The following is a 26,727-nucleotide window of genomic DNA, read 5'->3' on the forward strand; positions in this document are numbered from 1 at the left end:
GGCGGCAATGCCCCTGCAACTGAGCTTTGCCCAGGCCAGCGCCACCGGCCCGCGCGCGGAAAACCAGGACGCCCTGCGCCTGGTGACGCCCGCCCCGGCGCTGGCCGCGAGCAAAGGCTATCTGGTCGCCATTGCCGATGGGGTCAGCCAGTGCGCCGACGGCGGCCTGGCCGCACGCTCGACCCTGCAAGCACTGGCGCTGGACTACTACGCCACGCCGCAAACCTGGAGCGTGGCACAGGCACTGGATCGCCTGCTGCTCGCACAAAACCGCTGGTTACAGGCCAACGGCGGCGGACAGCCACTGCTCACCACCGTCAGCGCGCTCATCCTGCGCGGCCAGCGTTTCACCCTGGCCCACGTCGGCGATTGTCGGGTCTATCGCTGGCACGCCGACGCTTTGCAGCGGATATCGCAGGATCATGTCTGGGAGCAGCCGGGGATGCAGCACGTGCTCAAGCGTGCGCTGGGGCTGGATCAGCATCTGGTGCTGGATTTTCTCGACGGCGAGTTGCGCGAGGGTGAATGTTTCGTGCTGCTCAGCGACGGCGTGTGGTCGACTGTGGGCGATACCGCGATTGCAGCGATCCTGCGCGATCAACCGAATCTCGACAGCGCCGCACACACGCTGGTCAACGCCGCGCATCTGGCCGGCAGTCAGGACAACGCCAGTGCACTGCTGGTGCGGGTCGATGCGCTCGGTGAGGCGAGCATCGGTGATGCGCTGATTCACCTACAGCAATGGCCACTGCCGCCAGCGTTGAAAACCGCGCAGATGTTCGAAGGCTGGCAGGTGCAGAACGTTGTCGCTCAGAGCCAGCAATCGCTGCTGTATCGCGTGCTGGACGGGCAAGGTCGGAGCTGGTTGTTGAAAACCCTGCCGCCACGGCTGGCCGACGATCCCCAGGCCGGGCAAGCCTTGTTGTCGGAAGAATGGTTCCTCAGGCGTGTCGCCGGGCGGCATTTTCCTGAAATCCACAGCGGTACCCAGCGTCAGCATTTGTACTATGTGATGCGCGAATATTCCGGGATGACCCTGGCGCGGCTGTTTCAACACAGCAGCCCGTTACCGTTGGCACAGTGGCAGGACATCGCCGAGCGTCTGCTGCGGGCGGTGGGTCTGCTGCATCGGCGGCAGATTCTGCACCGCGACATCAAACCGGAGAATCTGCACCTGGGCGACGATGGCGAGTTGCGCCTGCTGGATTTCGGTCTGGCGTATTGCCCCGGTCTGTCCGAAGACGCACCGTCAACGCTGCCGGGAACCCCGAGTTATATCGCCCCGGAAGCGTTTCGCGGCGAGCCACCGAGTGCGCAACAGGATCTGTACGCGGCGGGCGTGACCTTGTATTTCCTGCTCACGGGGCATTTTCCCTATGGCGAAATCGAAGCCTTTCAACGGCCGCGCTTCGGTGTGCCGGTGAGTGCCGGTCGCTACCGCCCGGACGTGCCGGAATGGCTTGCGCAGAGTCTGGAGCGAGGCGTGGCTGCCAATCCGCAACAGCGCTTTGAAACGGCTGAAGAATGGTTGCTGGTGCTTGAGCAAGGCGAGCGACGCAGTTTGAGTGTGCGGCCCAGGCCTTTGCTGGAGCGTGAGCCGTTGAAGGTCTGGCGGACGGTGGCATTGCTGGCGCTGTTGGGAAATCTTGTGTTGCTGGTGGTGTTGTTTCATCACCCTTGAAAGATCGCAGCCTTCGGCAGCTCCTACTGGAATTGCGTTCACCTGCAGGAGCTGCCGAAGGCTGCGATCTTTTGATCCGGCGCTCCAAAAAAGCGCAACACGCCTCCAGAAAGTGCAGCGAGACATCTCCATTCAGTCAAAAAACCCAGCAATGACGGCCATCCTGCCACTTGGCACAACCACTGCATTACCCGTTTCACCATACATAAAGCCCAACCTTCAACGACGAAGGTTGCGCTTCCCGAGAGAACGGAACCAGGACAAAGGCGTCCTCGCTAGGCAACTAGCGGGACGCCTTTTTTTGTTTGCGCAACTTTTGTCGAGCACGGCCTGACTGCCCACAAGAGGCCAGCCACCGCTCCCCGGAGAACCTGATGAAAAAACTCAAACTGGTGATGATCGGCAATGGCATGGCCGGGGTTCGCACCCTGGAAGAACTGCTCAAGCTGAGCAACGAGCTGTACGACATCACGGTCTTCGGTGCCGAACCGCACACCAACTACAACCGCATCCTGCTGTCGCCGGTGCTGGCCGGTGAGCAGACCTTCGAAGAGATCGTCCTCAACGACCTCGACTGGTACCTGGAAAACCACATCAAATTGCTGCTCAACCGCAAGGTGGTACAGATCGACCGGGTCAAACGCCGGGTGATCGCCGAAGACGGCACCGAGGCCGAATATGATCGCCTGCTGATCGCCACCGGTTCGACACCGTTCATTCTGCCGATCCCCGGCAATGACTTGCAGGGGGTGATCGGTTACCGCGACATCGCCGACACCCAGGCCATGATCGACACCGCCCGAACCCACAAGCACGCGGTGGTCATCGGCGGCGGCCTGCTTGGCCTCGAAGCCGCCAACGGCCTGATGCTGCGCGGCATGCACGTCACGGTGGTGCACATCGGCGAATGGCTGCTGGAGCGGCAACTGGACAAGACCAGCGGTCAGCTGCTGCAAAGCGCTCTCGAAGCCCGTGGCCTGCACTTTCGCTTGTGCGAGCAGACCCAGGCCCTGCACGACGCGGGCAATGGCCGGGTCGGCTCGGTGCAGTTCAAGAACGGCGAGATCATCCCTGCCGATCTGGTGGTGATGGCTGCCGGCATCCGCCCCAACACCGAACTGGCGGAGCGCGCCGGCATCCCGTGCAATCGCGGGATTCTGGTCAATGACACCCTGCAAACCTACGATCCGCGCATCTATGCCATTGGCGAGTGCGCCAGCCATCGCGGCATCGCGTATGGCCTGGTGGCGCCGCTGTTCGAACAGGCCAAGGTGTGCGCCAACCACCTCGCGCAACTGGGTTTCGCCCGGTATCAGGGTTCGGTGACCTCGACCAAATTGAAAGTCACCGGCATCGACCTGTTTTCCGCCGGCGATTTCATGGGCGGCGAAGGCACCGAAACCATCACCCTCTCCGACCCGATCGGCGGCGTGTACAAAAAACTGGTGATCAAGGATGACGTGCTGGTCGGCGCCTGTCTGTACGGCGATACGGCAGATGGCGGTTGGTATTTCCGACAGATTCGTGAGAATCACGCCATCGGCGAGATCCGCGATCACCTGATGTTTGGTGAAAATTCTATCGGCGACGTAGGACATCAGGGCCAGGACAAAGCCATGGCCATGGCCGACACCGCCGAAGTCTGCGGCTGCAACGGCGTGTGCAAGGGCACCATCGTCAAGGCGATTCAGGAACACGGCCTGTTCAGCGTCGATGAAGTCAAGAAGCACACCAAAGCTGCAAGCTCGTGCGGCTCCTGCGCCGGGCTGGTCGAGCAAATCCTGATCAACACCGTCGGCGGCGCGGCGGACGTCAAACCGAAAAGCGAAAAAGCCATCTGCGGTTGCAGCGACCTCAACCACGGGCAGATCCGCCAGGCGATCCGCGAACAGCATCTGCTGAGCATCGCCGGCACCATGAGCTACCTCAACTGGCGCACCCCGAATGGCTGCGCCACCTGCCGTCCTGCGCTGAACTACTACCTGATTTCCACCTGGCCCGGCGAAGCCAAGGACGATCCGCAATCGCGCCTGATCAACGAACGCGCCCACGCCAACATTCAGAAGGACGGCACCTATTCGGTGGTGCCACGGATGTGGGGCGGCGTGACCAACCCTTCGGAATTGCGGCGCATCGCCGACGTGGCCGACAAGTACAACGTACCCATGGTCAAGGTCACCGGCGGTCAGCGCATTGACCTGCTGGGGATCAAGAAACAGGACTTGCCGGGCGTCTGGAAAGACCTCGACATGCCCTCCGGCCACGCCTACGGCAAATCCATCCGTACCGTGAAAACCTGCGTCGGCAGCGAGTTCTGCCGCTTCGGCACGCAAAATTCCACGCAGTTGGGCATTGAGCTTGAGCACGACCTGTTCAACATGTGGTCGCCACACAAAGTGAAACTCGCTGTCTCCGGATGCCCACGCAACTGCTCGGAAGCGGGGATCAAGGACGTAGGAATCATCGGCGTCGACTCCGGCTGGGAGATGTACATCGGCGGCAACGGCGGGATCAAGACCGAAGTCGCCGAGTTCTTCGTCAAGCTGAAAACCGCCGAGGAAGTCCGCGAATACAACGGCGCGTTCCTGCAGCTGTACCGCGAAGAAGCCTTCTACCTCGAACGTACCGTGCACTACCTGCAACGGGTCGGCATGGAGCACATCAAGAAAGCCGTGCTGGAAGACCCCGAGCGCCGCAAGGCCCTGAATGAGCGCCTGCAATTCTCCCTGTCGTTTGAACAAGACCCATGGAAAGAGCGCCTCGCGCAGCCGCAACTGAAGAAAGAATTCGACGTGATCCCCGTGAAAAACCTGGAGGTGCCGGCATGAACTGGCTCGATATCTGTGCCCTGGAAGAGATCAATGCCCTCGGTTCGCGAATCATTGCCGGGCCGAAAGGTGACATCGCAATTTTTCGGACGAGCGACGACGAAGTTTTCGCCCTTGACGACCGCTGCCCGCACAAGGGTGGGCCGCTGTCACAAGGTTTGATCTACGGCAAACGCGTGGCCTGCCCGCTGCACAACTGGCAGATCGACCTGCAAACCGGCGAGGCCCAGGCTCCGGACATCGGCTGCGCGCACCATCATCCGGCCCGGGTCGAAAACGGCCGCGTGCAATTGGCACTGCGGGAAGCGGTCTGATGAACCGCCAGACGACCGCCTCGACCTGCTGCTACTGCGGCGTCGGCTGCGGCGTGCTGATCGAGCATGACGGCGAGCGCATCCTCGGCGTCAGCGGCGATCCGGCGCATCCGGCCAACTTCGGCAAACTGTGCAGCAAAGGCTCGACCCTGCACGTGACCGGCGATCTGGCTGCCCGGGCGCTGTACCCGGAGCTGCGCCTGGGCAAAGGCCTGGCGCGCAGCCGTTGCGACTGGGACACGGCGCTGGATCACGCAACTCAGGTCTTTGCCCAAACCATCGCCGAACACGGCCCGGACAGCGTGGCGTTTTACATTTCCGGGCAGTTGCTGACCGAGGACTATTACGCCTTCAACAAATTGGCACGAGCACTGGTCGGCACCAACAACATCGACAGCAATTCCCGGCTGTGCATGTCGTCGGCGGTGGTCGGTTACAAACGCAGCCTCGGCGCCGATGCGCCGCCATGCAGTTACGAGGATCTGGAGCTGAGCGATTGCGTGATGATCGCCGGTAGTAACATGGCCTACGCCCACCCAGTCCTTTTCCGACGCCTGGAAGAGGCAAAATCGCGCCGGCCGCAGATGAAAGTCATCGTCATTGATCCCCGGCGCACCGACACCTGTGAGCTGGCGGACCTGCATCTGGCGATTCTGCCCGGCACCGATGTCGCGCTGTTCCATGGGATTTTGCATCTGCTGCTGTGGGAAGACTGGATCGACCGCGACTTCATCCAGGCGCACACCGACGGTTTGCCTGAGCTGAAAAATCTGGTGCGCGACTACACCCCGCAAATGGTTGCGCAACTGTGCGGGATCAGTGTCGAGCAATTGCAGCAGTGCGCGGAATGGGTGGGCACCGCGCCAAGCTTCCTGTCGCTGTGGTGCATGGGCCTGAATCAGTCCACCGCTGGCAGCGCAAAAAACAGCGCGCTGATCAATCTGCACCTGGCCACCGGGCAAATCGGCCGCCCGGGTGCAGGACCTTTCTCGCTGACCGGTCAGCCGAATGCCATGGGCGGGCGGGAAACCGGCAGCCTGTCGAATTTGCTGCCCGGCCACCGGGAGGCAGCCAACCCCGAACACCGTGCCGAAGTGGCAGCCTATTGGGGTGTCGATCAACTGACTGAAAACATTGGACTTAGCGCCATCGAGCTATTCGAGCGGATGCGCAGCGGGCAGATCAAGGCGCTGTGGATTGCCTGCACCAATCCCGCACAGTCCATGCCTGATCAACAGGCGGTGCGCGAGGCGCTGCAGACCTGCCCGTTCGTGGTGTTGCAGGAAGCCTTCCGCACCACCGAAACCGCCGCCTTCGTCGACCTGTTGTTACCCGCTGCCAGTTGGGGCGAGAAAGAAGGTTCGGTGACCAACTCCGAACGGCGCATTTCCCACGTACGACAGGCCATTCTCCCACCGGGCGAAGCACGGCCGGACTGGGCGATCACCGTGGATTTCGCACAGCGGCTGGAGAAACGTCTGCGCCCACTTCAGCCGAGCCTGTTTGCTTTCGAACAGCCGGCGCAGTTGTTCGACGAATACAAACAACTGACCCGTGGACGGGATCTGGACTTGTCGGGCCTCAGCCATCGATTGATCGATGAACTGGGGCCGCAGCAATGGCCCTTCCCCGCCGGCGCCCGGCAAGGCACGGCACGCTTGTATGGCGACGGGATTTTTCCCACGGCTAACGGTCGTGCGCAGTTCGTCGCCGATCCCTATCGCGCCGCCAAAGAACAACGCGATGCACGGTTCCCACTGACGCTGATCACCGGCCGGCTGCGCGATCAATGGCACGGCATGAGCCGCACCGGCACGGCGGCGCAATTGTTCGGGCATGTCAGCGAAGCCGTGTTAAGCCTGCACCCGGACGAGCTACGCCGGCAGCGCTTGCAGCCGGGGGATCTGGTCAACCTGAAGAGTCGGCGCGGTGCCGTGATCGTCGCGGTCGACAGCGATGACGGCGTGCGCCCCGGCCAGGCGTTTCTGCCGATGCATTGGGGCGACCGGTTTCTCAAGGGCGGGGTCAACAGTCTGACCTTGCCGGCCTTCGATCCTTTGTCGAAGCAGCCCGAACTCAAACACAGCGGCGTGCGTCTGGAAGCGGTAAATCTGCCATGGCACTTGTTCGCCCTGATCGAGGGCGATGTTCAACGGCATTTCGAGACGCTACGACCTCTCTGCGAGGCGTTTTCCTACGTGAGCCTCAGCCTTGTCGGACGTGAGCGGCCGGCGCTGCTGATACGCGCTGCCAGCGCCACGCCGCCAGAGCCGCAACGGCTGCGCGATATCGACCAGTGCCTGGCGCTGCTCGACGGTCCAGTACTGGCCTACGACGACCCGCGCCGCGCCATTGGCAAACGGGTACGCATTGAAAACGGCCGTATCACCGCAATCCGCCTCGCGGGCGAAACCCTGGCTCAGCACTGGCTGCAAGGCTTGTGGCTGGAGGGTCGCGCCGATGAACAACTGCGCCGCTGGCTTCTGGCGCCGATGAGTGCACCACCCGGCAATGCCGGCGTTCAGGCCAATCCGGACAAAACCCTGTGCAACTGCAAAAACGTCAGTCACCGCGCGGTGTGTACCGGAATTCGCCAGGGCCTGGATCTGCAAGGTCTCAAACAACAACTGGGGTGCGGCACGCAATGCGGCTCGTGTGTCCCTGAAATCAAGCGTTTGCTGGCCGCTGATCTGCAGCCGGTATCGGTCATCTGAAGGAAAACACCATGAATGCAAAAGTCTGGCTGGTGGGCGCAGGCCCCGGTGATCCCGAGTTACTGACGCTCAAAGCGGTACGCGCGTTGCGCGAAGCAGAGGTGGTGTTGATTGACGATCTGGTCAATGACGCCCTGCTGGAGCATTGCCCTACGGCGCGAATCATTGCCGTGGGCAAGCGCGGTGGCTGTCGCTCGACGCCGCAGGCCTTCATCCATCGGCTGATGCTGCGTTATGCCCGCCAAGGCCTATGCGTGGTGCGGCTCAAGGGCGGTGACCCGTGCATTTTCGGCCGTGGTGGTGAGGAGGCGCAGTGGTTGCGCGAACGTGGGGTTGAGGTCGAGCTGGTCAACGGCATTACCGCCGGCCTTGCTGGCGCGACACAGTGTGATATTCCGCTGACGTTGCGCGGTGTGGCGCGCGGGGTGACGCTAGTCACCGCGCATACCCAGGACGATAGCCAATTGAACTGGCAGGCGCTGGCGCAAGGCGGTACGACACTGGTGATCTACATGGGGGTGGCCAAACTGGACGAGATCCGCGATCAGTTGTTGGCGGGCGGGATGGCGGCGGATATGCCAGTGGCGATGATCGAAAATGCCTCTCTGCCAGAACAGCGCGAGTGCCGCAGTGATCTGATGAGCATGGGTGACGACGCTTGCAGGTTTGGACTGAAGAGCCCGGCCATTCTGGTCATTGGTGCAGTGGCTGCCTTTGCAGAAGATCAAAGGATCGCAGCCTTCGGCAGCTCCTACAGGATGTGTGCGGATACCGTGTAGGAGCTGCCGCAGGCTGCGATCTTTATAGCTTCAAAGCCAAATCGCAGGCAAAGAAAAGCCCGGCCTGAGCCGGGCTTTTCTCGTAGCGGCAGCTAATTACTTAGCTTGAGCTTCAACCTGCGCTTCTACGCGACGGTTAACAGCACGGCCAGCTTCAGTTTTGTTGTCAGCAACTGGGCGGGATTCGCCGTAGCCGATCGACTGAACGCGGGACGACTCAACACCGTACTGCTGGGTCAGAACTTGCTTAACGGCGTTTGCACGACGCTCGGACAGTTTCTGGTTGTAAGCGTCAGGACCGACGGAGTCAGTGTGACCTTCAACAGTGGTGTGAGTGGCTGGGTACTGCTTCATGAAGTCAGCCAGGTTCTTGATGTCAGCGTAGCTGTTTGGCTTGACGACCGACTTGTCGAAGTCGAATTTCACGTCCAGCTCTACACGAACAACTTCAGCAACTGCTGGGCAGCCATCAGCGTCAACAGTTACGTTGGCTGGGGTGTCCGGGCACTTGTCAACGTTGTCGCAAACGCCGTCGTTGTCGCTGTCGGAGCAGACTTCAGCCGGAGCTGGAACTGGAGCAGCAGCTGGCTTGCCGCCGCCACCGAAGTTCACACCCAGACCAACCGATGGAGCGTAGTCCCAACGGCCGTTGTCCAGTTTGTAGTCAGCTTCTACGCCAGCACGGGCGAAGAAGTTTTCGGCGAAGTAGTACTTAACGCCAGCGCCAGCAGTCAGGAAAGTCGACTGGTCGCGACCGGTGTGGCCGTCAGCAGCTACGTTGGTCAGGTTGCCGTGCTTAACGCCACCTTCAACGTATGGACGCAGAGCGTCGCCAGCGTTGTTGAAGTGGTATTGAGCGGTCAGACCGAAGTTGTCACCACGCAGTTTCTGGCTGCCGGTACCGTCGTTCGAACGGGTGTGGTTGTTACGATCCCAGCCGAAGTTGATCGAGACGTCATCGGTCAGGAAGTAACCGATTTTGGCGCCTGGGTTGAAGCCGTCTTCGACATGATCAATGCTGTCGTTGTACTGCTTCTTGTAGTTGATCTCGCCTTCAACTGCGCCTTGGCCTTGTGCCAGTGCGCCGAACGAAGTAGCGGCAATAAGAGAACCAATGGCCAAGCCCAAGGTGTTTTTCAGTTTCATCCGTTAAATCCCCATCTGGTGATTGTGAAGCAGTCCCGCAAACCGGGGGACAACTCGGCGGCAAGTCTATCAGAACTTGCCTACACGTAAGAGATATTTGCGCTGAACTAAGTTTCAGCAATGCCTGCAAATTTCTCACGCAATTTGTCTAGAGCACGTTTGTACCGCATTTTTGTCGCACTCAAACCCATGTGCATGATGTCTGCGATCTCCTGAAACTCCAGCTCTGCGACAAATCGTAGCACCAGAATTTCACGGTCAATCGGGTTCACATACACCAGCCAGCGATCGAGTCCGCCCTTCTCCTCAGGTTTCGGCGCCTTTTCTTCCGACGCTTCTTCCAGCGGGTCCAGACTCAAGGCGTCCATCAAGCGACGCTTTCGCCGTTCCTTCCGATACTGCGTGATGCATTCGTTATACGTGATGCTGTAGAGCCAGGTTTTGAACTTCGATTTCCCCTCGAAGTTCTTCAGGCCATACAGCACCTTAAGCATCACTTCCTGACAGACATCGTCTGCGTCGCGATCGTTCCCAAGATATCTCGCACAAACGTTAAATAATGTTCTCTGGTAACGCCGCATCAGCTCTTCATAGGCGCGCGTCACGTGAAACAGCTCGGTATGCGAGCGCGCGACCAGCTCCTCATCAGAGAGCTCACGGGGGTCATAGCGCGTGGATAGCGTTTGGGCTTTATTCAAAACAAGTCGTGCCGACAGTCAGGTCAATGTCCGCCGCACCCCTCTCAGGGCATTTTGCGGCGGCATACATTAGCAGGGTTTGCCGGGTTAGCGGCTACTCACATGCTGTTCCAGCAGGATCCGATTGGAAAGTGAGACTAGCTCACCCTCATCGGTCAGCAATGTGGTTTTAACCGTGCCGATCTCTTCGATCTGGCCTTCGACCTCACCAACACGCACTTGTTGCCCAACCTGGTACAACTCACGCACATAGATTCCCGCAAGAATCTGACCGGCAATTTCCCGGCTTCCCAACCCCATGGCCAGCGCTACGGCCAGACCAACGGTAATCAATACGATGACGATTACATGGTTCAGCAGGTCGGTCTTGACCTCAAGCTGACTGATCGCGACCGAGATGCTGATGATGATCACCAGCCCCTGGGCAATGCGGCCCAAACCCGAAGCGTAGTCCAGCCCTACACCTTCTGCCGCCCCGCGCACGAGGCCGTTGGCCAATTGCGCGAGCAAAACACCCACCAGCAACACCAGCGCGGCGCCGAAAACTTTCGGCAAATACAACGCCAGCATGTCCAGCGTAGCTGAAACTCGCTCAAGTCCAAGGGACTCTGCTGCAGAAACCAGAAAAATCAGCAGAACGAACCAGTAAACGATCTTGCCAATCAAAGTCGAAATCGGCACTTGCAGGCCGGCTCGCGACATCAATTTGGTCAGACCGGTGCCGCCCATCAGGCGATCAAGGCCCAGCTTGGCCAGCAGCTTGGACAGCAGGGTATCGAGCAACTTGGCCACCACGAAGCCCAACAGCAGCACCACCAGTGCGCCGAACAGGTTCGGGATGAAATTGGCGACTTTGGTCCACAACGCAGTCATTGCAGTGACGAGGCTCTGAGTCCAGAGATCAAGTTCCATATTCAATCAGCCTTATCAGCAGTGCGTGCAGTAGTTTTACGAAGACGGGAAACCGGCGAAACGTGGGCCGATCCGTTATTCAGGGCGATCATCAGCGCGGGTAACCAGCGGCCCAGCAGGCTGAACAGATCACCGGCGCCCACCTGGCGGTTGGCGGTTTTGAGTACGCGACCCAGGCAGGCATCGTCGTCGCGGCTGGACGGCGAGGCGTTGAGCATGTCGCGCAAAGACTGTTCAAACGGATCGTGCATACGCACCTCTCGTGATGTCTGTGAAAGACGCGGGCAAATTTGGTCGGGTCACATGTTGCATATTCACACCCAGCGCAAACGGCGGAATAACCACCATTGACCGATGGCCATCGCCAGCACTGTCAGACAGGCAATCAGGAAACCATAAGGGCTGCTCGAGAACGGAATGCCGCCCACGTTGATACCCAAAAGACCGGTGATAAAACTCATCGGCAAAAAGATGCAGGTGATGATGCCGAAGCGGTACATCGTGCGATTCATGCGCACGTTCAAACGCCGGTCTTCGGCCTCCAGCACAAGCCCCATGCGCTCTCGGGTCAGTTCCAACTCTTCGAGATAGCGGGTCAGGCTGTTGTTCAATTCGTTCCAGTAGTCAGCATCATCATCGACAAACCACGGCAGTTTTATCCGCGTCAGTTGTCCGAAAATATCCCGCTGCGGCGCCAGAAAACGCTTCAGTCCGGCCGCCCTGCGACGGATGTGCAAAATCGAGCCATGTTCGGGGGTATACCGTTCGTCGGCATCGAGCTTTTCTTCCTCTTCATCGACCAGTTCCGACAGGCACGTGACCAGATCCTGCACCTTGTGGGTGAGGAATTGCGCCAGGTACAGGATCAGCTCAGAGGAGGTTTTCGATCCTTTGCCTTCGCTCAGCAGCGCCAGCAGTTCATCGGTGGCGCGCAACGGGCGCAGACGCAGCGAGATGACGCGCTGGGCGGAGGCGAAAATCCGCACCGAGACCATGTCTTCCGGCTCGGCCCCCGGGTTGAGGTTGACCCCGCGCAGAAACAGCAGCAACTCGGCATCCGGCAACGGCAGCAGGCGCGGCCGAGTGTTTTCCTCCAGCAGCAAGTCGCAGGCGAACTCATTCAGGCCGCTGGATTTGCGCAGCCAGGTCTGGGTTTGCGGATGACTGCGATCCCAATGCAGCCACAGGCTCTCATGGGCCTGCAGCTGCAGATCGTCGAGTTCAGTCCGGGCAATCGAACGCGCACCGCCTTTACCGTCCAGCACCAGGGCGTGCACCAGCCCCCACTGCGCGTTTTCTTCCTCGAACATCCGCATCCCTTTGTCGAAAACTTTATTCAGGCATCTGCAGCGGGCTCGGCGAAACGATCACGCCGTTGTTGTCCGCATAGATGTATTGGCCCGGATGGAACGTCACGCCGGCGAAAGTCACCGCTACGTTGAGATCGCCGATGCCACGTTTTTCGGTCTTCATCGGATGGCTGGCCAACGCCTGAACGCCGAGATCGGTCTGGGCAATAACGTCGACATCACGGATGCAACCGTAGATGACCATCCCTTCCCAGCCGTTTTTCGCAGCTTTCTCGGCGATCATGTCGCCCAGCAGCGCGCGGCGCAGCGAACCGCCGCCATCGACCACCAGCACCTTGCCGTTGCCCTTGAGTTCGGCCTGTTCCTTGACCAGCGAGTTGTCTTCGAAACATTTGATGGTCACGATTTCGCCGCCGAAGGAATCACGGCCGCCGAAATTGCTGAACATCGGTTCCAGCACCTGCACCAGCTCCGGATAGGCGTCGCACAGGTCAGGCGTAAGGTAATGGTTCATCGAAAAACTCCTGTAAAAAGGAAGACGATCTAGGATGTCGCACTCTGTTGAAACGAGTCCCGGCGGTCGCTGTTTACCTTAGTTCATGCAATGGTCGCTGAACGAACCTGAACAAACGCTGAAACGTAATAGCTAAACAGCCACCAAATATGACCAGAACCGCACAATGCGTCATATCTTAGCCGCAAGCCGACCTGAACGAAATGCCCTTTTCAGAGCACCCGGCTCAGACCGCAGCAGCAAGATCCGGCTTGTCGCCGAGCAACGGCGTCTGCTGATCGCTCAACCAACGCGCCACCAGTGGCCAGACCTCAGCCTGCGCCGCTTTGCTCACCAGCATCTCGACATGCCCGAAGTTGTCGCTGAAGCCCTGCTCGCGCCCCAGATTGACGAACTGTTTGTGCTCGGAGCCGATCTGCTCGAACAGTTTGCGACAGGCCCACGCCGGATCCTGGTGATCCCCCGCCGCCGTCACGGCCAGCGCTGGCACCTGAACCTCGGCAAGCCCTGCCCACCAATCCTTGTCCTTGTCGCCAAAACGCCCGAACAGGCCGTACCAGCGCATGCTTTCCAGCGCCAGACCGATGGGTTCGTCTTCCGGGCCGCGCTTGAGGCGGGAGCCGGACAATTGCGCGAAACGCTTGAGAATGAAGCGCCCGCTCCACTCCACCGGCGGAATCTTCAACGGCCAATAAGTGCGGCTGACCTGCGTGCCGAAAAACGCCGCCGAGGCCACCGCCGGCTCGCCGAGGTATTCGCCACCGAGCGCCGCCGCCAGGGTAATGCCACCCAGCGAATGGCCGATCCAGTGCGGGACCTGCCCGCTCTGCTCACGGACAAACGCGGCAATCGCCGGCAGATCGTAACGGGCGTAGTCAGCCACGCGGTTGCGCCGGTAGTCCTCGTTGCGCTGCGACAGGCCGTGGCCGCGCATCTCCGGGATCCACACGTCGAAGCCCAGACGCGTCAGGTAAGCGCCCAGGCCCAGGCCTTTGGGGGAAAACCAGAAGCGCCGGTTGGAAAAACTGCCATGCAGCAAAATCACCGGCACGCCGCGCGGCGCCGTATCATCCGCCATGCCCAAGCGGGTCACGGCGATTTCCACGGACCAGTCGGGACTGTTGCCGGGTTTGAGTCGATAGACATCTTCGCTCAGATCACCGCGACGTTCGGCGCTGATCAGGGCGACAGGAAACAGGTTGCTGCTGCTTTGCATAATGCTCTTGCACAAAAAAGGGCGGCATCTACAGGAGCCCGCCCTACTAAAATCTCAAACCCGCCTCCCGTGGGAGCCAGCCTGCTCGCGAAAGCGGAGTGTCAGCCAACATCACTGATGAATGTTGCTCCGTCTTCACGAGCAGGTTCTGCTCCCACAAGGGGAGCGGGCCGTTCACATATTGATCAAGCCTGCGCCTGACCTTCGGCGAGGAAGAACCAGGTTTCCAGTACGGAGTCCGGGTTCAGCGACACGCTTTCGATGCCCTGCTCCATCAGCCATTTGGCCAGGTCCGGGTGATCCGAAGGGCCCTGACCGCAAATGCCGATGTACTTGCCGGCCTTGTTGCACGCGGCAATCGCGTTGGCCAGCAGCTTCTTGACCGCCGGATTACGCTCGTCGAACAGGTGCGCGATGATCCCGGAGTCACGGTCCAGGCCCAGGGTCAGCTGGGTCAGGTCGTTGGAACCGATGGAGAAACCGTCAAAGAATTCGAGGAATTCTTCAGCGAGAATCGCGTTGGATGGCAGTTCGCACATCATGATCACGCGCAGGCCGTTGTCGCCACGGGCCAAGCCGTTTTCGGCGAGCAGATCGACCACCTGGCTGGCTTCGCCGAGGGTACGGACGAACGGCACCATGATTTCGACGTTGGTCAGGCCCATCTCATTGCGCACACGCTTCAGCGCGCGGCATTCGAGCTCGAAGCAGTCACGGAACGATTCGCTGATGTAACGCGAAGCACCACGGAAGCCGAGCATCGGGTTTTCTTCTTCCGGCTCGTACAGCTTGCCGCCGATCAGGTTGGCGTACTCGTTGGACTTGAAGTCCGACAGACGCACGATGACCTTCTTCGGCCAGAACGCGGCCGCGAGGGTGCTGATGCCTTCCACCAGTTTTTCGACGTAGAAACCGACCGGATCGTGGTAACCGGCGATGCGCTTGTCGACGCTGTCCTTGATTTCCTGCGGCAGGCCGTCGTAATTCAACAGCGCTTTCGGGTGCACACCGATCATTCGATTGATGATGAACTCCAGACGGGCCAGGCCGACACCGGCGTTCGGCAACTGCGCGAAGTCGAAGGCGCGGTCCGGGTTGCCGACGTTCATCATGATCTTGAACGGCAGCTCCGGCATCGCGTCCACGGAGTTCTTCTTGACGTCGAAGCCCAGTTCGCCTTCGAAGATGTAACCGGTGTCGCCTTCGGCGCAGGACACGGTCACGCCCTGGCCATCCTTCAGCAGTTGGGTGGCGTTGCCGCAACCCACCACCGCCGGAATCCCCAGTTCACGGGCGATGATCGCCGCGTGACAGGTACGGCCGCCACGGTTGGTGACGATGGCGCTGGCGCGTTTCATCACCGGCTCCCAGTCCGGGTCGGTCATGTCGGAGACCAGCACGTCGCCGGCCTGGACTTTGTCCATTTCCGAGACGTCCTTGATGATCCGCACTTTGCCGGCGCCGATGCGCTGGCCAATGGCACGCCCCTCAACCAGCACGGTGCCGGTTTCTTTCAGCAGGTAACGTTCCATGACGTTGGCCTGGGTGCGGCTCTTCACGGTTTCCGGACGGGCCTGCACGATGTACAGCTTGCCGTCGTCACCGTCCTTGGCCCACTCGATGTCCATCGGGCAGCCGTAGTGCTTCTCGATGATCATCGCCTGCTTGGCCAGCTCGCTGACTTCAGCGTCGGTCAGGCAGAAACGTGCGCGTTCAGCCTTGTCGACATCGACGGTCTTCACCGAACGACCGGCCTTGGCCTCGTCGCCATAGATCATCTTGATGGCTTTGCTGCCCAGGTTGCGCCGCAGGATCGCCGGGCGACCCGCCTCCAGCGTGCCTTTGTGCACGTAGAACTCATCCGGGTTGACCGCGCCTTGGACGACGGTTTCGCCCAGACCGTAGGCGCCGGTGATGAACACCACGTCACGGAAACCGGATTCGGTATCGAGGGTGAACATCACACCGGCGGTGCCGGTTTCCGAACGCACCATGCGCTGCACGCCAGCCGACAGGGCGACCAGTTTGTGGTCGAAGCCCTGGTGCACGCGGTAGGAGATGGCGCGGTCGTTGAACAGCGAAGCGAACACCTCTTTGGCGGCGCGGATAACGTTTTCCACGCCACGGATGTTCAGGAAGGTTTCCTGCTGACCGGCGAACGAGGCGTCCGGCAAGTCTTCGGCGGTGGCGGAAGAGCGCACGGCCACGGCCACGTCAGGGTTACCGGCCGACAGCGCAGCGAACGCGGTGCGGATCTCGGTATTCAGTTTTTCGGGGAATTCGGCTTCCATGATCCATTGACGGATCTGTGCACCGGTCTTGGCCAGCGCGTTGACGTCATCGACGTCCAGGGCGTCGAGAGCCTTGTGGATCTGGTCGTTGAGGCCGCTCAGTTCGAGAAAGTCGCGATAGGCCTGCGCGGTGGTGGCAAAGCCGCCGGGGACCGACACACCGGCACCCGCCAGGTTGCTGATCATCTCGCCCAGGGATGCGTTCTTGCCCCCCACATGCTCAACATCGTGTTTGCCGAGCTTATCGAGGGAAACTACGTACTCTACCAAGGTGATCTCTCCACTAACTGTGTTGGAAAAGCTCAGAAACCGGCAGCTCGGGGGAGCGTTGGCCGGCTGTATGGCCTGGACCTGGAAAATAAGTGAGAATGCGGGCCAATGGCGGCCGGCAAATCGCGCCTATCATATCCAAGAATGCTCATTAGCTTAAGGCCCAAGGTGCAAATGAAACGATCTGCTTTCTTTATCTCCGATGGCACCGGCATTACCGCCGAAACCCTGGGTCAAAGCCTTCTGGCGCAGTTCGAAAACATTACCTTCACCAAGCTCACGCGGCCGTATATCGACAACGCGGACAAAGCGCGGGCCATGGTACAACAAATCAACAAAGCCGCTGAAACCGACGGCTTCCGCCCGATCATCTTCGACACCATCGTCAATCAGGACATCCGTGAGATTCTCGCAACGTCCAATGGTTTCATGATCGACATCTTCTCGACCTTCCTCGCCCCGCTCGAACAGGAGCTGACCGAGCATTCCTCCTACACCGTCGGCAAGTCGCATTCGATCGGCCACAACTCCAATTACATGGAGCGTATCGAGGCGGTGAACTTCGCCCTCGACAACGATGACGGCGCACGCACCCACTATTACGACAAGGCCGACCTGATACTAGTGGGCGTGTCGCGATGTGGTAAGACGCCGACGTGCCTGTACATGGCGATGCAATTCGGCATCCGCGCGGCCAACTACCCGTTGACCGAAGACGACATGGAGCGTCTGACCCTGCCAACCGCCCTGCGCGCCCATCAGCACAAACTGTTCGGCCTGACCATCGACCCGGACCGCCTCACCGCGATTCGCAACGAACGCAAGCCCAACAGCCGCTATTCGAGCTACGCCCAATGCGAATTCGAAGTGCGCGAAGTGGAAAACCTGTTCCGCCGCGAGAACATCCCGCACATCAACTCCACGCATTTTTCGGTGGAAGAGATTTCGGCGAAGATTCTGGTGGAGAAAGGCGTCGAGCGGCGTTTCAAATAGCGTTGCGGTGCCTGCTCTGGCGCCTTCACGAGCACGCTCGCTCCCACACTGGTCAGCATTCCACTCGATCAAGCCGCTGCCGGTCCGGCGGCTCGCGACGCGGCACCCTGCACGTGAAAATTTCTTCACCCAAAACCGACAGGTTCTTTACGTCTTTGTAACATCGCAAAACATACAATCCGCGCAAGCAGCGCATCCGGGCTGAAACCCCCGCTATGCCTGCCCTTCCGGCCTGTCGAATGCGCCAGGTCCGCAACATTCACTTCCCACTTGAACCTGAAGAACGAGCATCCGCTCATTCTCGGTGGGTCGTGCAGACAGAAGCTACGCTCAGACTGCCGCGCCCTTTGGAAACCGCTGGAATCACTGCGTATGAAGAAAGTGTTCCGTCACTACATCCCGGCCACGGCCCGGCGCTTGCTGCCCAATCGCTGGGATCTGATCGCCATGCCGCTGGTGATCGGCTTCCTGCTGTTTTTCTCGATCACCGCCCGGGAAACCTGGGCGCCCATCGCCACCTTGCAGAGCGAAGTGATTTCCCTCGACCCGGGCAACCTGCCGGAATACGCCATGCGCACTACCCTGCGCATGCTTGCGGCGATGGTCGCGGCATTGGTGTTCACCCTGCTTTACGGCACCCTGGCCGCAAAAAGCCGCCGCGCGGAAAAACTGCTGGTGCCGGTGCTCGATATCCTGCAATCGGTGCCGGTGCTGGGCTACATCTCGTTCACCGTGACCTTCTTTCTGCTGTTGTTTCCCGGCCGGGTGCTCGGCGCAGAGTTCGCCGCGATCTTTGCGATTTTCACCAGTCAGGCATGGAACATGACCTTCAGCTTCTACCAGTCGCTGCGCATGCTGCCGCGGGATCTGGTGGAGGTGTCGACCAACCTGCAACTGTCCGGCTGGCAGCGATTCTGGAAACTCGACGTGCCGTTCGCCATGCCCGGATTGATCTGGAACATGATGATGAGCATGTCCGGCGGCTGGTTCTTCGTGGTGGCGTCGGAAGCGATCACCGTCGGTGACCAGACCATCACCCTGCCAGGCATCGGCTCGTATCTGGCGTTGGCGATCGCGCAGAAAGACCTGCACGCGGTGGGCTGCGTGATCCTGACGATGATCGTAGTGATCCTGATCTACGACCAGTTCCTGTTCCGCCCGCTGGTGTCCTGGGCCGACAAGTTCCGCATGGAGAACACCGCCTCACAGACCGCCGCACCTGAGTCCTGGGTGCTGAACCTGATCCAGCGCACCCGCTTGATCCAACGCCTGCTGCGCCCGTTCAGCCGCGCCATCAGCCGGCTGGGCAACATGCGCTTGAACCTGCCACGCGCGGCGCGTCAGGCGATGACCTCTGACAACCCGGCGACATCCAGGAGAATCGACTGGATCTGGGGCGCGCTGATCGCGCTGCTGACCGTTTATGCGCTGTACCACATCGTGCTGTATGTCGGCACCGAGGTGACGATCGCCGAAGTCGGTCACGTGTTGCTGCTGGGGTTCTACACCCTGCTGCGGGTGGCGGGGCTGATTTTCATCGCCTCGCTGATCTGGGTGCCACTTGGCGTGATGATCGGCCTGCGCCCGGCGCTGGCGGAGAAGATCCAGCCGCTGGCGCAGTTTCTCGCCGCGTTCCCGGCCAACCTGCTGTTTCCGGTGTTCGTCATCGTCATCCTGCGCTACCAGTTGAACCCGGACATCTGGCTCAGCCCGCTGATCGTGCTCGGCACCCAGTGGTACATCCTGTTCAACGTGATCGCCGGGGCCAGCGCCTTCCCCAATGATTACAAGGAGGCTGCAACCAACTTCCGCATTCGCGGCTGGCTGTGGTGGCGCAAGGTGATGCTGCCGGGGATCTTCCCGTACTACGTGACCGGCGCCATCACCGCTTCGGGCGGTGCGTGGAACGCCAGCATCGTTTCCGAATTCGTTTCCTGGGGGCAGGACAAGGTCGTCGCCCACGGTCTGGGCGCCTACATCGCCCAGACCACCGCCGCCGGCGACTTTCCGAAAATCACTCTGGGCGTGGTGGTGATGGCGATCTTCGTCGTGGCCTTCAATCGCTTGGTCTGGCGACCGATGTACGCCGTCGCCGAAAACAAACTCCGACTGAATTAACGGGATTCGCTGCGATGAATACCTACACCGAACCAACCGCCGCCAGCCCGGAAATCTATGCGCTCAACGACGTGAACCGGGTGTTTGGCAAGGGCAAGGAAGAACTGCAAGTGCTCAGCGGGGTCGATCTGACCCTGCGCGAAGGCGAGATCGTCGGCATGCTCGGCCGCTCCGGCTCCGGCAAGTCGACGTTGCTGCGGATTATCGCCGGACTGATCGAACCGTCGTCAGGCACAGTCCTGTACAACGGCCAGCCGCTGCACGGCCCGGCCGAAGGCGTGGCCATGGTGTTCCAGACTTTTGCATTGTTCCCGTGGCTGACCGTACTGGAAAACGTCGAGGCCGGCCTGCAAGCCTTGCAGGTCGAACGCAAAGCTGCGCGCAAGCGCGCGCTGGCCGCCATCGACCTGATCGGCCTCGACGGTTTCGAAAACGCCTACCCTCGCGAGCTGTCCGGTGGCATGCGCCAGCGCGTCGGATTCGCCCGCGCCCTGGTGGTCAACCCGACTTTGTTACTGATGGACGAACCGTTTTCGGCGCTGGACGTTCTGACCGCCGAAACCTTGAGGACCGATCTGCTGGACTTGTGGAGCGGCAAGCAATTGCCAATCAAATCGATCCTGATCGTCACCCACAACATCGAGGAGGCGGTGCTGATGTGCGACCGCATTCTGGTGCTGTCGTCCAACCCCGGACGTGTAGTGGCGGAAATCAAGGTACCGTTCGCCCACCCACGCAATCGTCTCGATCCGACTTTCCGGCAGATGGTCGATGACATTTACGCGCAGATGACCGACCGCCGCAGCGCCGACGCCAGCGCCGGCAAGCCCGAGCTGAAAATGAGCAGCCCGCTGCCGGAGGTCTCGACCAACCTGATGGCCGGCCTGATCGAAACGATCGCCGCCGAACCCTACAACGGCCATGCCGGCCTGCCCACCGTGGCCGAACGGCGCTTGCTGGAGGTCGATGACCTGTTTCCGGTGGCCGAAATGATCGAACACCTCGGTTTTGCCGAACTCAAGGGCGCCGACATCACCCTGACCGAGGCCGGCAAACTGTTCGCTGACTACGGCACCCAAGAGCGCAAAACCCTGTTCGCCGAACATCTGATTCGCCATGTGCCGCTGGCCGCGCGCATCCGCCAGGTACTGCTGGAGCGCAACGGTCACCGCGCGCCACGGGTGCGTTTCGAGCAGGAACTGCAGGATTCGCTGACCGAAGCGTTCGTCGAGAAAACCCTGGAAGTGGTGATCGCCTGGGGCCGTTACGCGGAAATTTTCTCCTACGACGACCACACCGAAACCTTCAGCCTGGAGGACGTCGAGGGCAGCCTGTAGCCCTCGTCATCTCGGGCACTGCGTCTAGATCACGAACAGATCGACGAAGCGATTGACCGGTGTGGCTTCGAGCGCTTGCTGATCCTTGCACAGGGTGAAGATCTCGTTGCTGCGCTGCGCGGTGAAACGCGTCGCCAGGTTGGCCTTGAACTTGTCCTCCAGCAACGGGATGCCATCGACCCGGCGCCGACGATGGCCGATCGGGTATTCGACCAACACGTTCTCGGTACTCGTCCCGTCCTTGAAAAACACCTGCACCGCGTTGGCAATCGAGCGCTTGTCAGCCTCCAGATATTCGCGGGTGAAACGCGGGTCTTCGACGATGACCATCTTCTCGCGCAGCACATCGATGATCGGGTGCGCGGCGTGGAAGTCGTCCTCGTACTGCTCGGCCAGCAGATTGCCGAACGCCAGCGGCACGGCGGTCATGTACTGCAGGCAGTGATCGCGGTCGGCGGCGTTGGCCAGCGGCCCGACCTTGGAGATGATGCGAATCGCTGACTCATGGGTGGTGATGACGATGCGGTCGATTTCATGCAAGCGGTTGCGCACCAACGGATGCAAGGTCACCGCCGCTTCGCAGGCCGTTTGCGCATGGAACTCGGCGGGGAAGCTGATCTTGAACAGCACGTTTTCCATGACGTAACTGCCGTAGGGCCGCGAGAAACTGAAGGTGCGTTTGCCTTCCTGCTTGAGCGCCAGATTGTTGTTGGTGTGGCTGAACGATACGTCGTAGAAGCCCCACTGTTTGGCCGTCAACACCCCGGGAATGCCCATCTCGCCGCGTAGCGCGATGTCGGCCAGACGCACGCCGCGGCTGGTCGCATCCCCCGCCGCCCAGGACTTGCGCGACCCGGCGTTCGGCGCATGACGATAAGTGCGCAGCGCCTGACCATCGGCGAACGCATGGGACAACGCCGACAGCAGTTGTTCGCGACGGGCGCCCATCAGTTTGGCGGTGACGGCGGTCGAAGCGACTTTCACCAGTAGAACGTGGTCGAGGCCGACGCGGTTGAACGAATTTTCCAGAGCGATCACGCCTTGAATCTCGTGGGCCATGATCATCGCTTCGAGCACGTCGCGCACGGTCAGTGGCGCTTCGCCGTTGGCGATACGTTTCTGCGACAGGTGATCAGCCACCGCGAGAATCCCGCCGAGATTGTCCGACGGATGCCCCCATTCAGCCGCAAGCCAGGTGTCGTTGTAGTCGAGCCAGCGCACGATGCAGCCGATGTCCCACGCGGCTTTCACCGGATCCAGGCGATAGGGAGTGCCAGGCACGCGCGCCCCGAATGGCACGACGGTGCCCTCGACAATGGGGCCGAGGTGTTTCGTGCATTCAGGGAACCGCAGCGCCAGCAGGCCACAGCCCAACGTGTCCATCAGGCAGTTGCGGGCGGTGTCGAGGGCTTCGGCAGATTCGATGTTGAAGGTGAGGACGTAATCGGCGATGTCCTGCAGGACACGGTCGTAGTCGGGGCGGTTGTTCAGGTCGACGTTGGCGCTCATGTTCGATTCACTCTTGCAGTGGTTCGTTGATGGGACCTCGGTTCAGGCGATGGATTTTTATTTTTGAAAAGCAATCTCTGTAGGAGCTGCCGCAGGCTGCGATCTTTTGATCTTGAAAAGCAAAATCAAAAGATCGCAGCCTGCGGCAGCTCCTACAGTTCTGTTCGGTGCTGGATTCAGAAGGAGTCGCCGGGGATGCGGACGAAGCCTTCCATCAGCACCCGCGCACTGCGGCTCATGATGGCCTTTTTTACCACCCACTCACCGTTTTCCAGGCTGGCCTCGGCACCCACGCGCAGGGTGCCGGAAGGATGGCCGAAGCGCACAGCGTTGCGCTCGACACCGCCCGCCGCGAGATTCACCAGCGTCCCGGAAATCGCCGCCGCCGTCCCGATCGCCACCGCTGCCGTGCCCATCATCGCGTGGTGCAGTTTGCCCATCGACAACGCACGCACCAGCAGATCGACATCAGCGGCAGCAATCGATTTGCCGCTGGACGCGACGTAATCCGCAGGCTTGGCGACAAACGCGACTTTCGGCGTGTGCTGCCGCTTGGCCGCCTCATCCAGACTCGAAATCAGGCCCATGCGCAACGCACCGTAGGCGCGGATGGTCTCGAACATCTGCAGCGCTTTCGGGTCGCTGTTGATCGCGCTTTGCAGTTCGGTGCCGGTGTAGCCGATGTCTGCGGCGTTGACGAAAATCGTCGGGATGCCGGCGTTGATCATGGTCGCCTGGAACGTGCCGACACCCGGCACCTCCAGCTGATCGATCAGGTTGCCGGTGGGGAACATCGAACCGCCGCCGCCCTCTTCTTCCGCCGCCGGGTCCATAAATTCGACCTGCACTTCGGCCGCCGGAAAGGTCACGCCGTCGAGTTCGAAATCACCGGTCTCCTGCACTTCGCCGTTGGTGATCGGCACATGGGCGATGATGGTCTTGCCGATGTTGGCCTGCCACACGCGCACCACCGCGACGCCGTTGTGCGGAATGCGGCTGGCCTCCACCAGACCATTGCTGATGGCGAACGAACCGACCGCTGCCGAGAGGTTGCCGCAGTTGCCGCTCCAGTCCACGAACGGTTTGTCGATGGAGACCTGACCGAACAGGTAATCGACGTCGTGATCAGCCTTGATGCTTTTCGACAGGATCACGGTTTTGCTGGTGCTCGAGGTGGCGCCGCCCATGCCGTCGATCTGCTTGTCGTACGGGTCGGGGCTGCCGATCACCCGCAGCAGCAAGGCATCGCGGGCCGGGCCGGGAATCTGCGCGGCTTCGGGAAGATCCTTGAGGCTGAAAAACACGCCTTTGCTGGTGCCGCCGCGCATGTAGGTGGCGGGTATTTTGATCTGCGGTGCGAACTTAGCTGCGTGAGCCATGGTGCTCCTTATCCGCAAACGCGGGTCAACCGACCCGCGCTCGCACTACGTGATTTAAACGGCAACCGCCGACTCTTCGAGGAAGTCCTGAGCGAAGCGTTGCAGCACGCCGCCGGCCTCGTAGATCGACACTTCTTCGGCGGTGTCGAGGCGGCAGGTCACCGGCACTTCGACGCGCTCACCGTTCTTTCGATGGATCACCAGCGTCAGGTCGGCGCGCGGTGTGCGGGCGCCGATCACGTCGTAGGTTTCGCTGCCGTCGATACCAAGGGTCTTGCGGTCGGTGCCCGGTTTGAATTCCAGCGGCAACACGCCCATGCCCACCAGGTTGGTGCGGTGGATACGCTCGAAGCCTTCGGCGACGATCGCTTCCACGCCTGCCAGACGCACGCCTTTCGCCGCCCAGTCGCGGGACGAGCCCTGGCCGTAGTCGGCGCCGGCAATGATGATCAACGGCTGCTTGCGCTCCATGTAGGTTTCGATGGCTTCCCACATGCGCATCACCTTGCCTTCCGGCTCAACGCGGGCCAGCGAGCCTTGCTTGACCTTGCCGTTTTCCTGAACCATTTCGTTGAACAGTTTCGGGTTGGCGAAGGTTGCACGCTGCGCGGTCAGGTGGTCGCCACGGTGCGTGGCGTACGAGTTGAAGTCCTCTTCCGGCAGGCCCATTTTCGCCAGGTATTCGCCGGCGGCGCTGTCGAGCATGATCGCGTTCGAGGGCGACAGGTGATCGGTGGTGATGTTGTCCGGCAGCACCGCCAGCGGGCGCATGCCCTTCAACGGACGGGCGCCGGCCAGCGCGCCTTCCCAGTATGGCGGCCGGCGGATGTAGGTGCTCATCTCGCGCCAGTCGTACAGCGGCGCGACTTTCGGGCCGGTGTCTTCGTGGATGGCGAACATCGGAATGTAGACCTGACGGAATTGCTCCGGCTTGACCGACGACTTCACCACGGCGTCGATTTCTTCGTCGCTCGGCCAGATGTCTTTCAGGCGGATTTCCTTGCCATCGACCACGCCGAGCACGTCTTTTTCAATGTCGAAACGGATGGTCCCGGCGATGGCGTAAGCGACCACCAGCGGCGGCGACGCGAGGAACGCCTGCTTGGCGTACGGGTGAATGCGGCCGTCAAAGTTGCGGTTGCCGGAGAGCACGGCCGTCGCATACAGATCGCGGTCGATGATCTCTTGCTGGATCACCGGATCGAGGGCGCCGGACATGCCGTTGCAAGTGGTGCAGGCAAACGCGACGACGCCGAAACCGAGTTGCTCCAGCTCCGTGGTCAGCCCCGCTTCATCGAGATACAGCGCGACGGTTTTCGACCCTGGTGCCAGCGAGGATTTGACCCACGGTTTGCGCGTCAGCCCAAGCTTGTTGGCGTTGCGCGCCAAGAGGCCGGCGGCGATCACGTTGCGCGGGTTGCTGGTGTTGGTGCAGCTGGTGATGGCCGCGATGATCACCGCGCCATCGGGCATTTGCCCCGGCACGTCATCCCACTGCCCGGAAATGCCTTTGGCCGCCAGATCCGACACCGCGACGCGGGCGTGCGGGTTACTCGGGCCGGCCATGTTGCGCACCACCGACGACAGATCGAAACTCAGGCCGCGCTCGTATTGCGCGCCTTTCAGGCTGTCGGCCCACAAGCCGTTGAGTCTGGCGTACTGCTCGACGAGCTGCACTTGCTGGTCTTCGCGACCGGTGAGTTTCAGGTAGTCGATGGTCTGCTGGTCGATGTAGAACATCGCGGCGGTAGCGCCGTACTCCGGGGCCATGTTGGAGATGGTCGCGCGGTCGCCGAGGGTCAGCGCCGAGGCGCCTTCGCCGAAGAACTCCAGCCAGGCGCCGACGACTTTCTGTTTGCGAAGGTACTCGGTCAGGGCCAGCACCATGTCGGTGGCGGTGATGCCCGGTTGCAGCTTGCCGGTCAGTTCGACGCCGACGCTCTCCGGCAGGCGCATCCACGAGGCGCGGCCGAGCATCACGCTCTCGGCTTCGAGGCCACCGACGCCGATGGCGATCACGCCCAGCGCATCGACGTGCGGGGTGTGGCTGTCGGTGCCGACGCAGGTGTCGGGGAACGCCACGCCGTCACGCACCTGAATCACCGGAGACATTTTCTCCAGGTTGATCTGGTGCATGATGCCGTTGCCCGGCGGGATCACGTCGACGTTCTTGAAGGCCTTTTTGGTCCAGTTGATGAAGTGAAAACGGTCTTCGTTGCGCCGGTCTTCGATGGCGCGGTTCTTCTCGAACGCCTGCTTGTCGAAACCGCCGGCCTCCACCGCCAGCGAGTGGTCGACGATCAGTTGCGTCGGCACCACCGGGTTGACCTGCGCCGGGTCGCCACCCTGCTGGGCAATCGCGTCACGCAGGCCGGCGAGGTCCACGAGCGCGGTCTGGCCGAGAATGTCGTGGCAGACCACACGCGCCGGGAACCACGGGAAGTCGAGGTCGCGTTTGCGTTCGATCAGTTGCTTGAGAGAATCGGTGAGCGTGGCCGGGTCGCAGCGACGCACCAGGTTCTCCGCCAGCACGCGGGAGGTGTACGGCAGGGTGTCGTAACTGCCGGGCTGAATCGCCTCGACCGCCGCGCGGACGTCGAAATAATCCAGGGAACTGCCGGGCAGGTTTTTGCGGAATGCTGTGTTCATCGGGTCAGGACTCGGGTCACGGTGGTTTCAAAGGGTGAGCTGGACACTGATCTTGAAGTTCACACCAAA

The 26,727-nt window shown here is 60.9% G+C and carries 19 protein-coding genes; 8 read left to right on the forward strand and 11 right to left on the reverse strand.

The features are described from left to right. The first annotated feature begins 7 nt into the window (after positions 1-7). The 5 genes from KVQ82_RS20320 to cobA all read left to right on the forward strand — a co-directional run bounded on the left by KVQ82_RS20320 (position 8) and on the right by cobA (position 8,316). The gene (locus tag KVQ82_RS20320) at positions 8-1,681 is read left to right on the forward strand and encodes a bifunctional protein-serine/threonine kinase/phosphatase (RefSeq protein WP_222015458.1); all 1,674 of its coding nucleotides are present in this window, start codon (positions 8-10) and stop codon (positions 1,679-1,681) included. A gap of 374 nt (positions 1,682-2,055) precedes the next feature. Next, the gene (nirB, locus tag KVQ82_RS20325) at positions 2,056-4,509 is read left to right on the forward strand and encodes a nitrite reductase large subunit NirB (protein WP_222015460.1); all 2,454 of its coding nucleotides are present in this window, start codon (positions 2,056-2,058) and stop codon (positions 4,507-4,509) included. After that, complete coding sequence (gene nirD / locus KVQ82_RS20330) at positions 4,506-4,823, forward strand: nitrite reductase small subunit NirD (protein WP_041067740.1); 318 nt, start codon at positions 4,506-4,508, stop codon at positions 4,821-4,823. The genes nirB and nirD overlap by 4 nt, the downstream gene beginning before the upstream one ends. Continuing rightward, complete coding sequence (locus KVQ82_RS20335) at positions 4,823-7,537, forward strand: nitrate reductase (protein WP_222015461.1); 2,715 nt, start codon at positions 4,823-4,825, stop codon at positions 7,535-7,537. Before nirD ends, KVQ82_RS20335 begins: the two co-directional genes overlap by 1 nt. An 11-nt stretch (positions 7,538-7,548) precedes the next feature. Beyond that, positions 7,549-8,316 carry a uroporphyrinogen-III C-methyltransferase gene (gene cobA, locus KVQ82_RS20340; RefSeq protein ID WP_222015463.1) on the forward strand — a complete coding sequence of 256 codons (768 nt, stop codon included), beginning with the start codon at positions 7,549-7,551 and terminating at the stop codon, positions 8,314-8,316. A 96-nt stretch (positions 8,317-8,412) separates the two neighbouring features. On the opposite strand, the gene KVQ82_RS20345 is transcribed toward cobA, so the two are convergent. The 8 genes from KVQ82_RS20345 to ppsA all read right to left on the reverse strand — a co-directional run bounded on the left by KVQ82_RS20345 (position 8,413) and on the right by ppsA (position 16,673). Further along, positions 8,413-9,462, reverse strand: a complete 1,050-nt coding sequence (locus tag KVQ82_RS20345; protein WP_027613290.1) for an OmpA family protein — start codon at positions 9,460-9,462, stop codon at positions 8,413-8,415. 107 nt (positions 9,463-9,569) lie between these two features. Continuing rightward, positions 9,570-10,160 carry an RNA polymerase sigma factor SigX gene (sigX, locus tag KVQ82_RS20350; RefSeq protein WP_011333251.1) on the reverse strand — a complete coding sequence of 197 codons (591 nt, stop codon included), beginning with the start codon at positions 10,158-10,160 and terminating at the stop codon, positions 9,570-9,572. Between the two features lie 87 nt (positions 10,161-10,247). Then, a complete protein-coding gene (locus tag KVQ82_RS20355) occupies positions 10,248-11,072 on the reverse strand; it encodes a mechanosensitive ion channel domain-containing protein (protein ID WP_007916401.1) in 825 nt (274 codons plus the stop codon). Positions 11,073-11,074: 2 nt separating this feature from the next. Then, entirely contained in the window at positions 11,075-11,323 is a 249-nt protein-coding gene (locus tag KVQ82_RS20360) for a hypothetical protein (RefSeq protein ID WP_003223293.1), read from the reverse strand. Positions 11,324-11,386: 63 nt separating this feature from the next. Then, on the reverse strand, positions 11,387-12,382 hold the full coding sequence (locus tag KVQ82_RS20365) for a zinc transporter ZntB (RefSeq protein WP_222015465.1): 996 nt from the start codon (positions 12,380-12,382) through the stop codon (positions 11,387-11,389). 22 nt (positions 12,383-12,404) lie between these two features. Then, complete coding sequence (gene rraA, locus KVQ82_RS20370; RefSeq protein WP_007960915.1) at positions 12,405-12,896, reverse strand: ribonuclease E activity regulator RraA; 492 nt, start codon at positions 12,894-12,896, stop codon at positions 12,405-12,407. Positions 12,897-13,122: 226 nt separating this feature from the next. Continuing rightward, positions 13,123-14,112: an alpha/beta fold hydrolase gene (locus tag KVQ82_RS20375; protein ID WP_222015466.1), complete on the reverse strand. Its 990-nt coding sequence runs from the start codon at positions 14,110-14,112 to the stop codon at positions 13,123-13,125. A 185-nt stretch (positions 14,113-14,297) separates the two neighbouring features. Next, positions 14,298-16,673 (reverse strand): phosphoenolpyruvate synthase, encoded by a 2,376-nt coding sequence (gene ppsA, locus KVQ82_RS20380; RefSeq protein WP_041067660.1) that lies wholly within the window; start codon positions 16,671-16,673, stop codon positions 14,298-14,300. A gap of 174 nt (positions 16,674-16,847) precedes the next feature. Here ppsA and KVQ82_RS20385 point away from each other — a divergent pair, with 174 nt between their 5' ends. The 3 genes from KVQ82_RS20385 (at position 16,848) to KVQ82_RS20395 (ending at position 21,121) form a co-directional block, all read left to right on the forward strand. After that, complete coding sequence (locus tag KVQ82_RS20385) at positions 16,848-17,666, forward strand: pyruvate, water dikinase regulatory protein (RefSeq protein ID WP_007960912.1); 819 nt, start codon at positions 16,848-16,850, stop codon at positions 17,664-17,666. Positions 17,667-18,038: 372 nt separating this feature from the next. Then, positions 18,039-19,784 carry an ABC transporter permease subunit gene (locus tag KVQ82_RS20390; RefSeq protein ID WP_222015468.1) on the forward strand — a complete coding sequence of 582 codons (1,746 nt, stop codon included), beginning with the start codon at positions 18,039-18,041 and terminating at the stop codon, positions 19,782-19,784. Positions 19,785-19,798: 14 nt separating this feature from the next. Beyond that, entirely contained in the window at positions 19,799-21,121 is a 1,323-nt protein-coding gene (locus KVQ82_RS20395) for an AAA-associated domain-containing protein (protein WP_041067653.1), read from the forward strand. Positions 21,122-21,145: 24 nt separating this feature from the next. On the opposite strand, the gene prpD is transcribed toward KVQ82_RS20395, so the two are convergent. The 3 genes from prpD to acnD form a co-directional block, all read right to left on the reverse strand. Next, a complete protein-coding gene (gene prpD / locus KVQ82_RS20400) occupies positions 21,146-22,630 on the reverse strand; it encodes a 2-methylcitrate dehydratase (RefSeq protein WP_222015470.1) in 1,485 nt (494 codons plus the stop codon). 176 nt (positions 22,631-22,806) lie between these two features. Continuing rightward, positions 22,807-24,009, reverse strand: a complete 1,203-nt coding sequence (prpF, locus tag KVQ82_RS20405) for a 2-methylaconitate cis-trans isomerase PrpF (protein WP_222015472.1) — start codon at positions 24,007-24,009, stop codon at positions 22,807-22,809. 54 nt (positions 24,010-24,063) lie between these two features. Continuing rightward, complete coding sequence (acnD, locus tag KVQ82_RS20410; RefSeq protein ID WP_222015474.1) at positions 24,064-26,658, reverse strand: Fe/S-dependent 2-methylisocitrate dehydratase AcnD; 2,595 nt, start codon at positions 26,656-26,658, stop codon at positions 24,064-24,066. Positions 26,659-26,727: the final 69 nt, after the last annotated feature.

It is taken from the genome of Pseudomonas sp. AO-1, from assembly GCF_019775695.1.
Taxonomy (GTDB): domain Bacteria; phylum Pseudomonadota; class Gammaproteobacteria; order Pseudomonadales; family Pseudomonadaceae; genus Aquipseudomonas; species Aquipseudomonas parakoreensis.

Excerpts from the sequence above, each read along its gene's own strand:
- KVQ82_RS20320 (WP_222015458.1), top strand. The coding sequence starts at position 8 with ATGCCCCTGCAACTGAGCTTTGCCCAGGCCAGCGCCACCGGCCCGCGC.
- nirB (WP_222015460.1), top strand. The coding sequence starts at position 2,056 with ATGAAAAAACTCAAACTGGTGATGATCGGCAATGGCATGGCCGGGGTT.
- nirD (WP_041067740.1), top strand. The coding sequence starts at position 4,506 with ATGAACTGGCTCGATATCTGTGCCCTGGAAGAGATCAATGCCCTCGGT.
- KVQ82_RS20335 (WP_222015461.1), top strand. The coding sequence starts at position 4,823 with ATGAACCGCCAGACGACCGCCTCGACCTGCTGCTACTGCGGCGTCGGC.
- cobA (WP_222015463.1), top strand. The coding sequence starts at position 7,549 with ATGAATGCAAAAGTCTGGCTGGTGGGCGCAGGCCCCGGTGATCCCGAG.
- KVQ82_RS20345 (WP_027613290.1), bottom strand. The coding sequence starts at position 9,462 with ATGAAACTGAAAAACACCTTGGGCTTGGCCATTGGTTCTCTTATTGCC.
- KVQ82_RS20355 (WP_007916401.1), bottom strand. The coding sequence starts at position 11,072 with ATGGAACTTGATCTCTGGACTCAGAGCCTCGTCACTGCAATGACTGCG.
- KVQ82_RS20360 (WP_003223293.1), bottom strand. The coding sequence starts at position 11,323 with ATGCACGATCCGTTTGAACAGTCTTTGCGCGACATGCTCAACGCCTCG.
- KVQ82_RS20365 (WP_222015465.1), bottom strand. The coding sequence starts at position 12,382 with ATGTTCGAGGAAGAAAACGCGCAGTGGGGGCTGGTGCACGCCCTGGTG.
- rraA (WP_007960915.1), bottom strand. The coding sequence starts at position 12,896 with ATGAACCATTACCTTACGCCTGACCTGTGCGACGCCTATCCGGAGCTG.
- KVQ82_RS20375 (WP_222015466.1), bottom strand. The coding sequence starts at position 14,112 with ATGCAAAGCAGCAGCAACCTGTTTCCTGTCGCCCTGATCAGCGCCGAA.
- KVQ82_RS20385 (WP_007960912.1), top strand. The coding sequence starts at position 16,848 with ATGAAACGATCTGCTTTCTTTATCTCCGATGGCACCGGCATTACCGCC.
- KVQ82_RS20390 (WP_222015468.1), top strand. The coding sequence starts at position 18,039 with ATGAAGAAAGTGTTCCGTCACTACATCCCGGCCACGGCCCGGCGCTTG.
- KVQ82_RS20395 (WP_041067653.1), top strand. The coding sequence starts at position 19,799 with ATGAATACCTACACCGAACCAACCGCCGCCAGCCCGGAAATCTATGCG.
- prpD (WP_222015470.1), bottom strand. The coding sequence starts at position 22,630 with ATGAGCGCCAACGTCGACCTGAACAACCGCCCCGACTACGACCGTGTC.
- prpF (WP_222015472.1), bottom strand. The coding sequence starts at position 24,009 with ATGGCTCACGCAGCTAAGTTCGCACCGCAGATCAAAATACCCGCCACC.
- acnD (WP_222015474.1), bottom strand. The coding sequence starts at position 26,658 with ATGAACACAGCATTCCGCAAAAACCTGCCCGGCAGTTCCCTGGATTAT.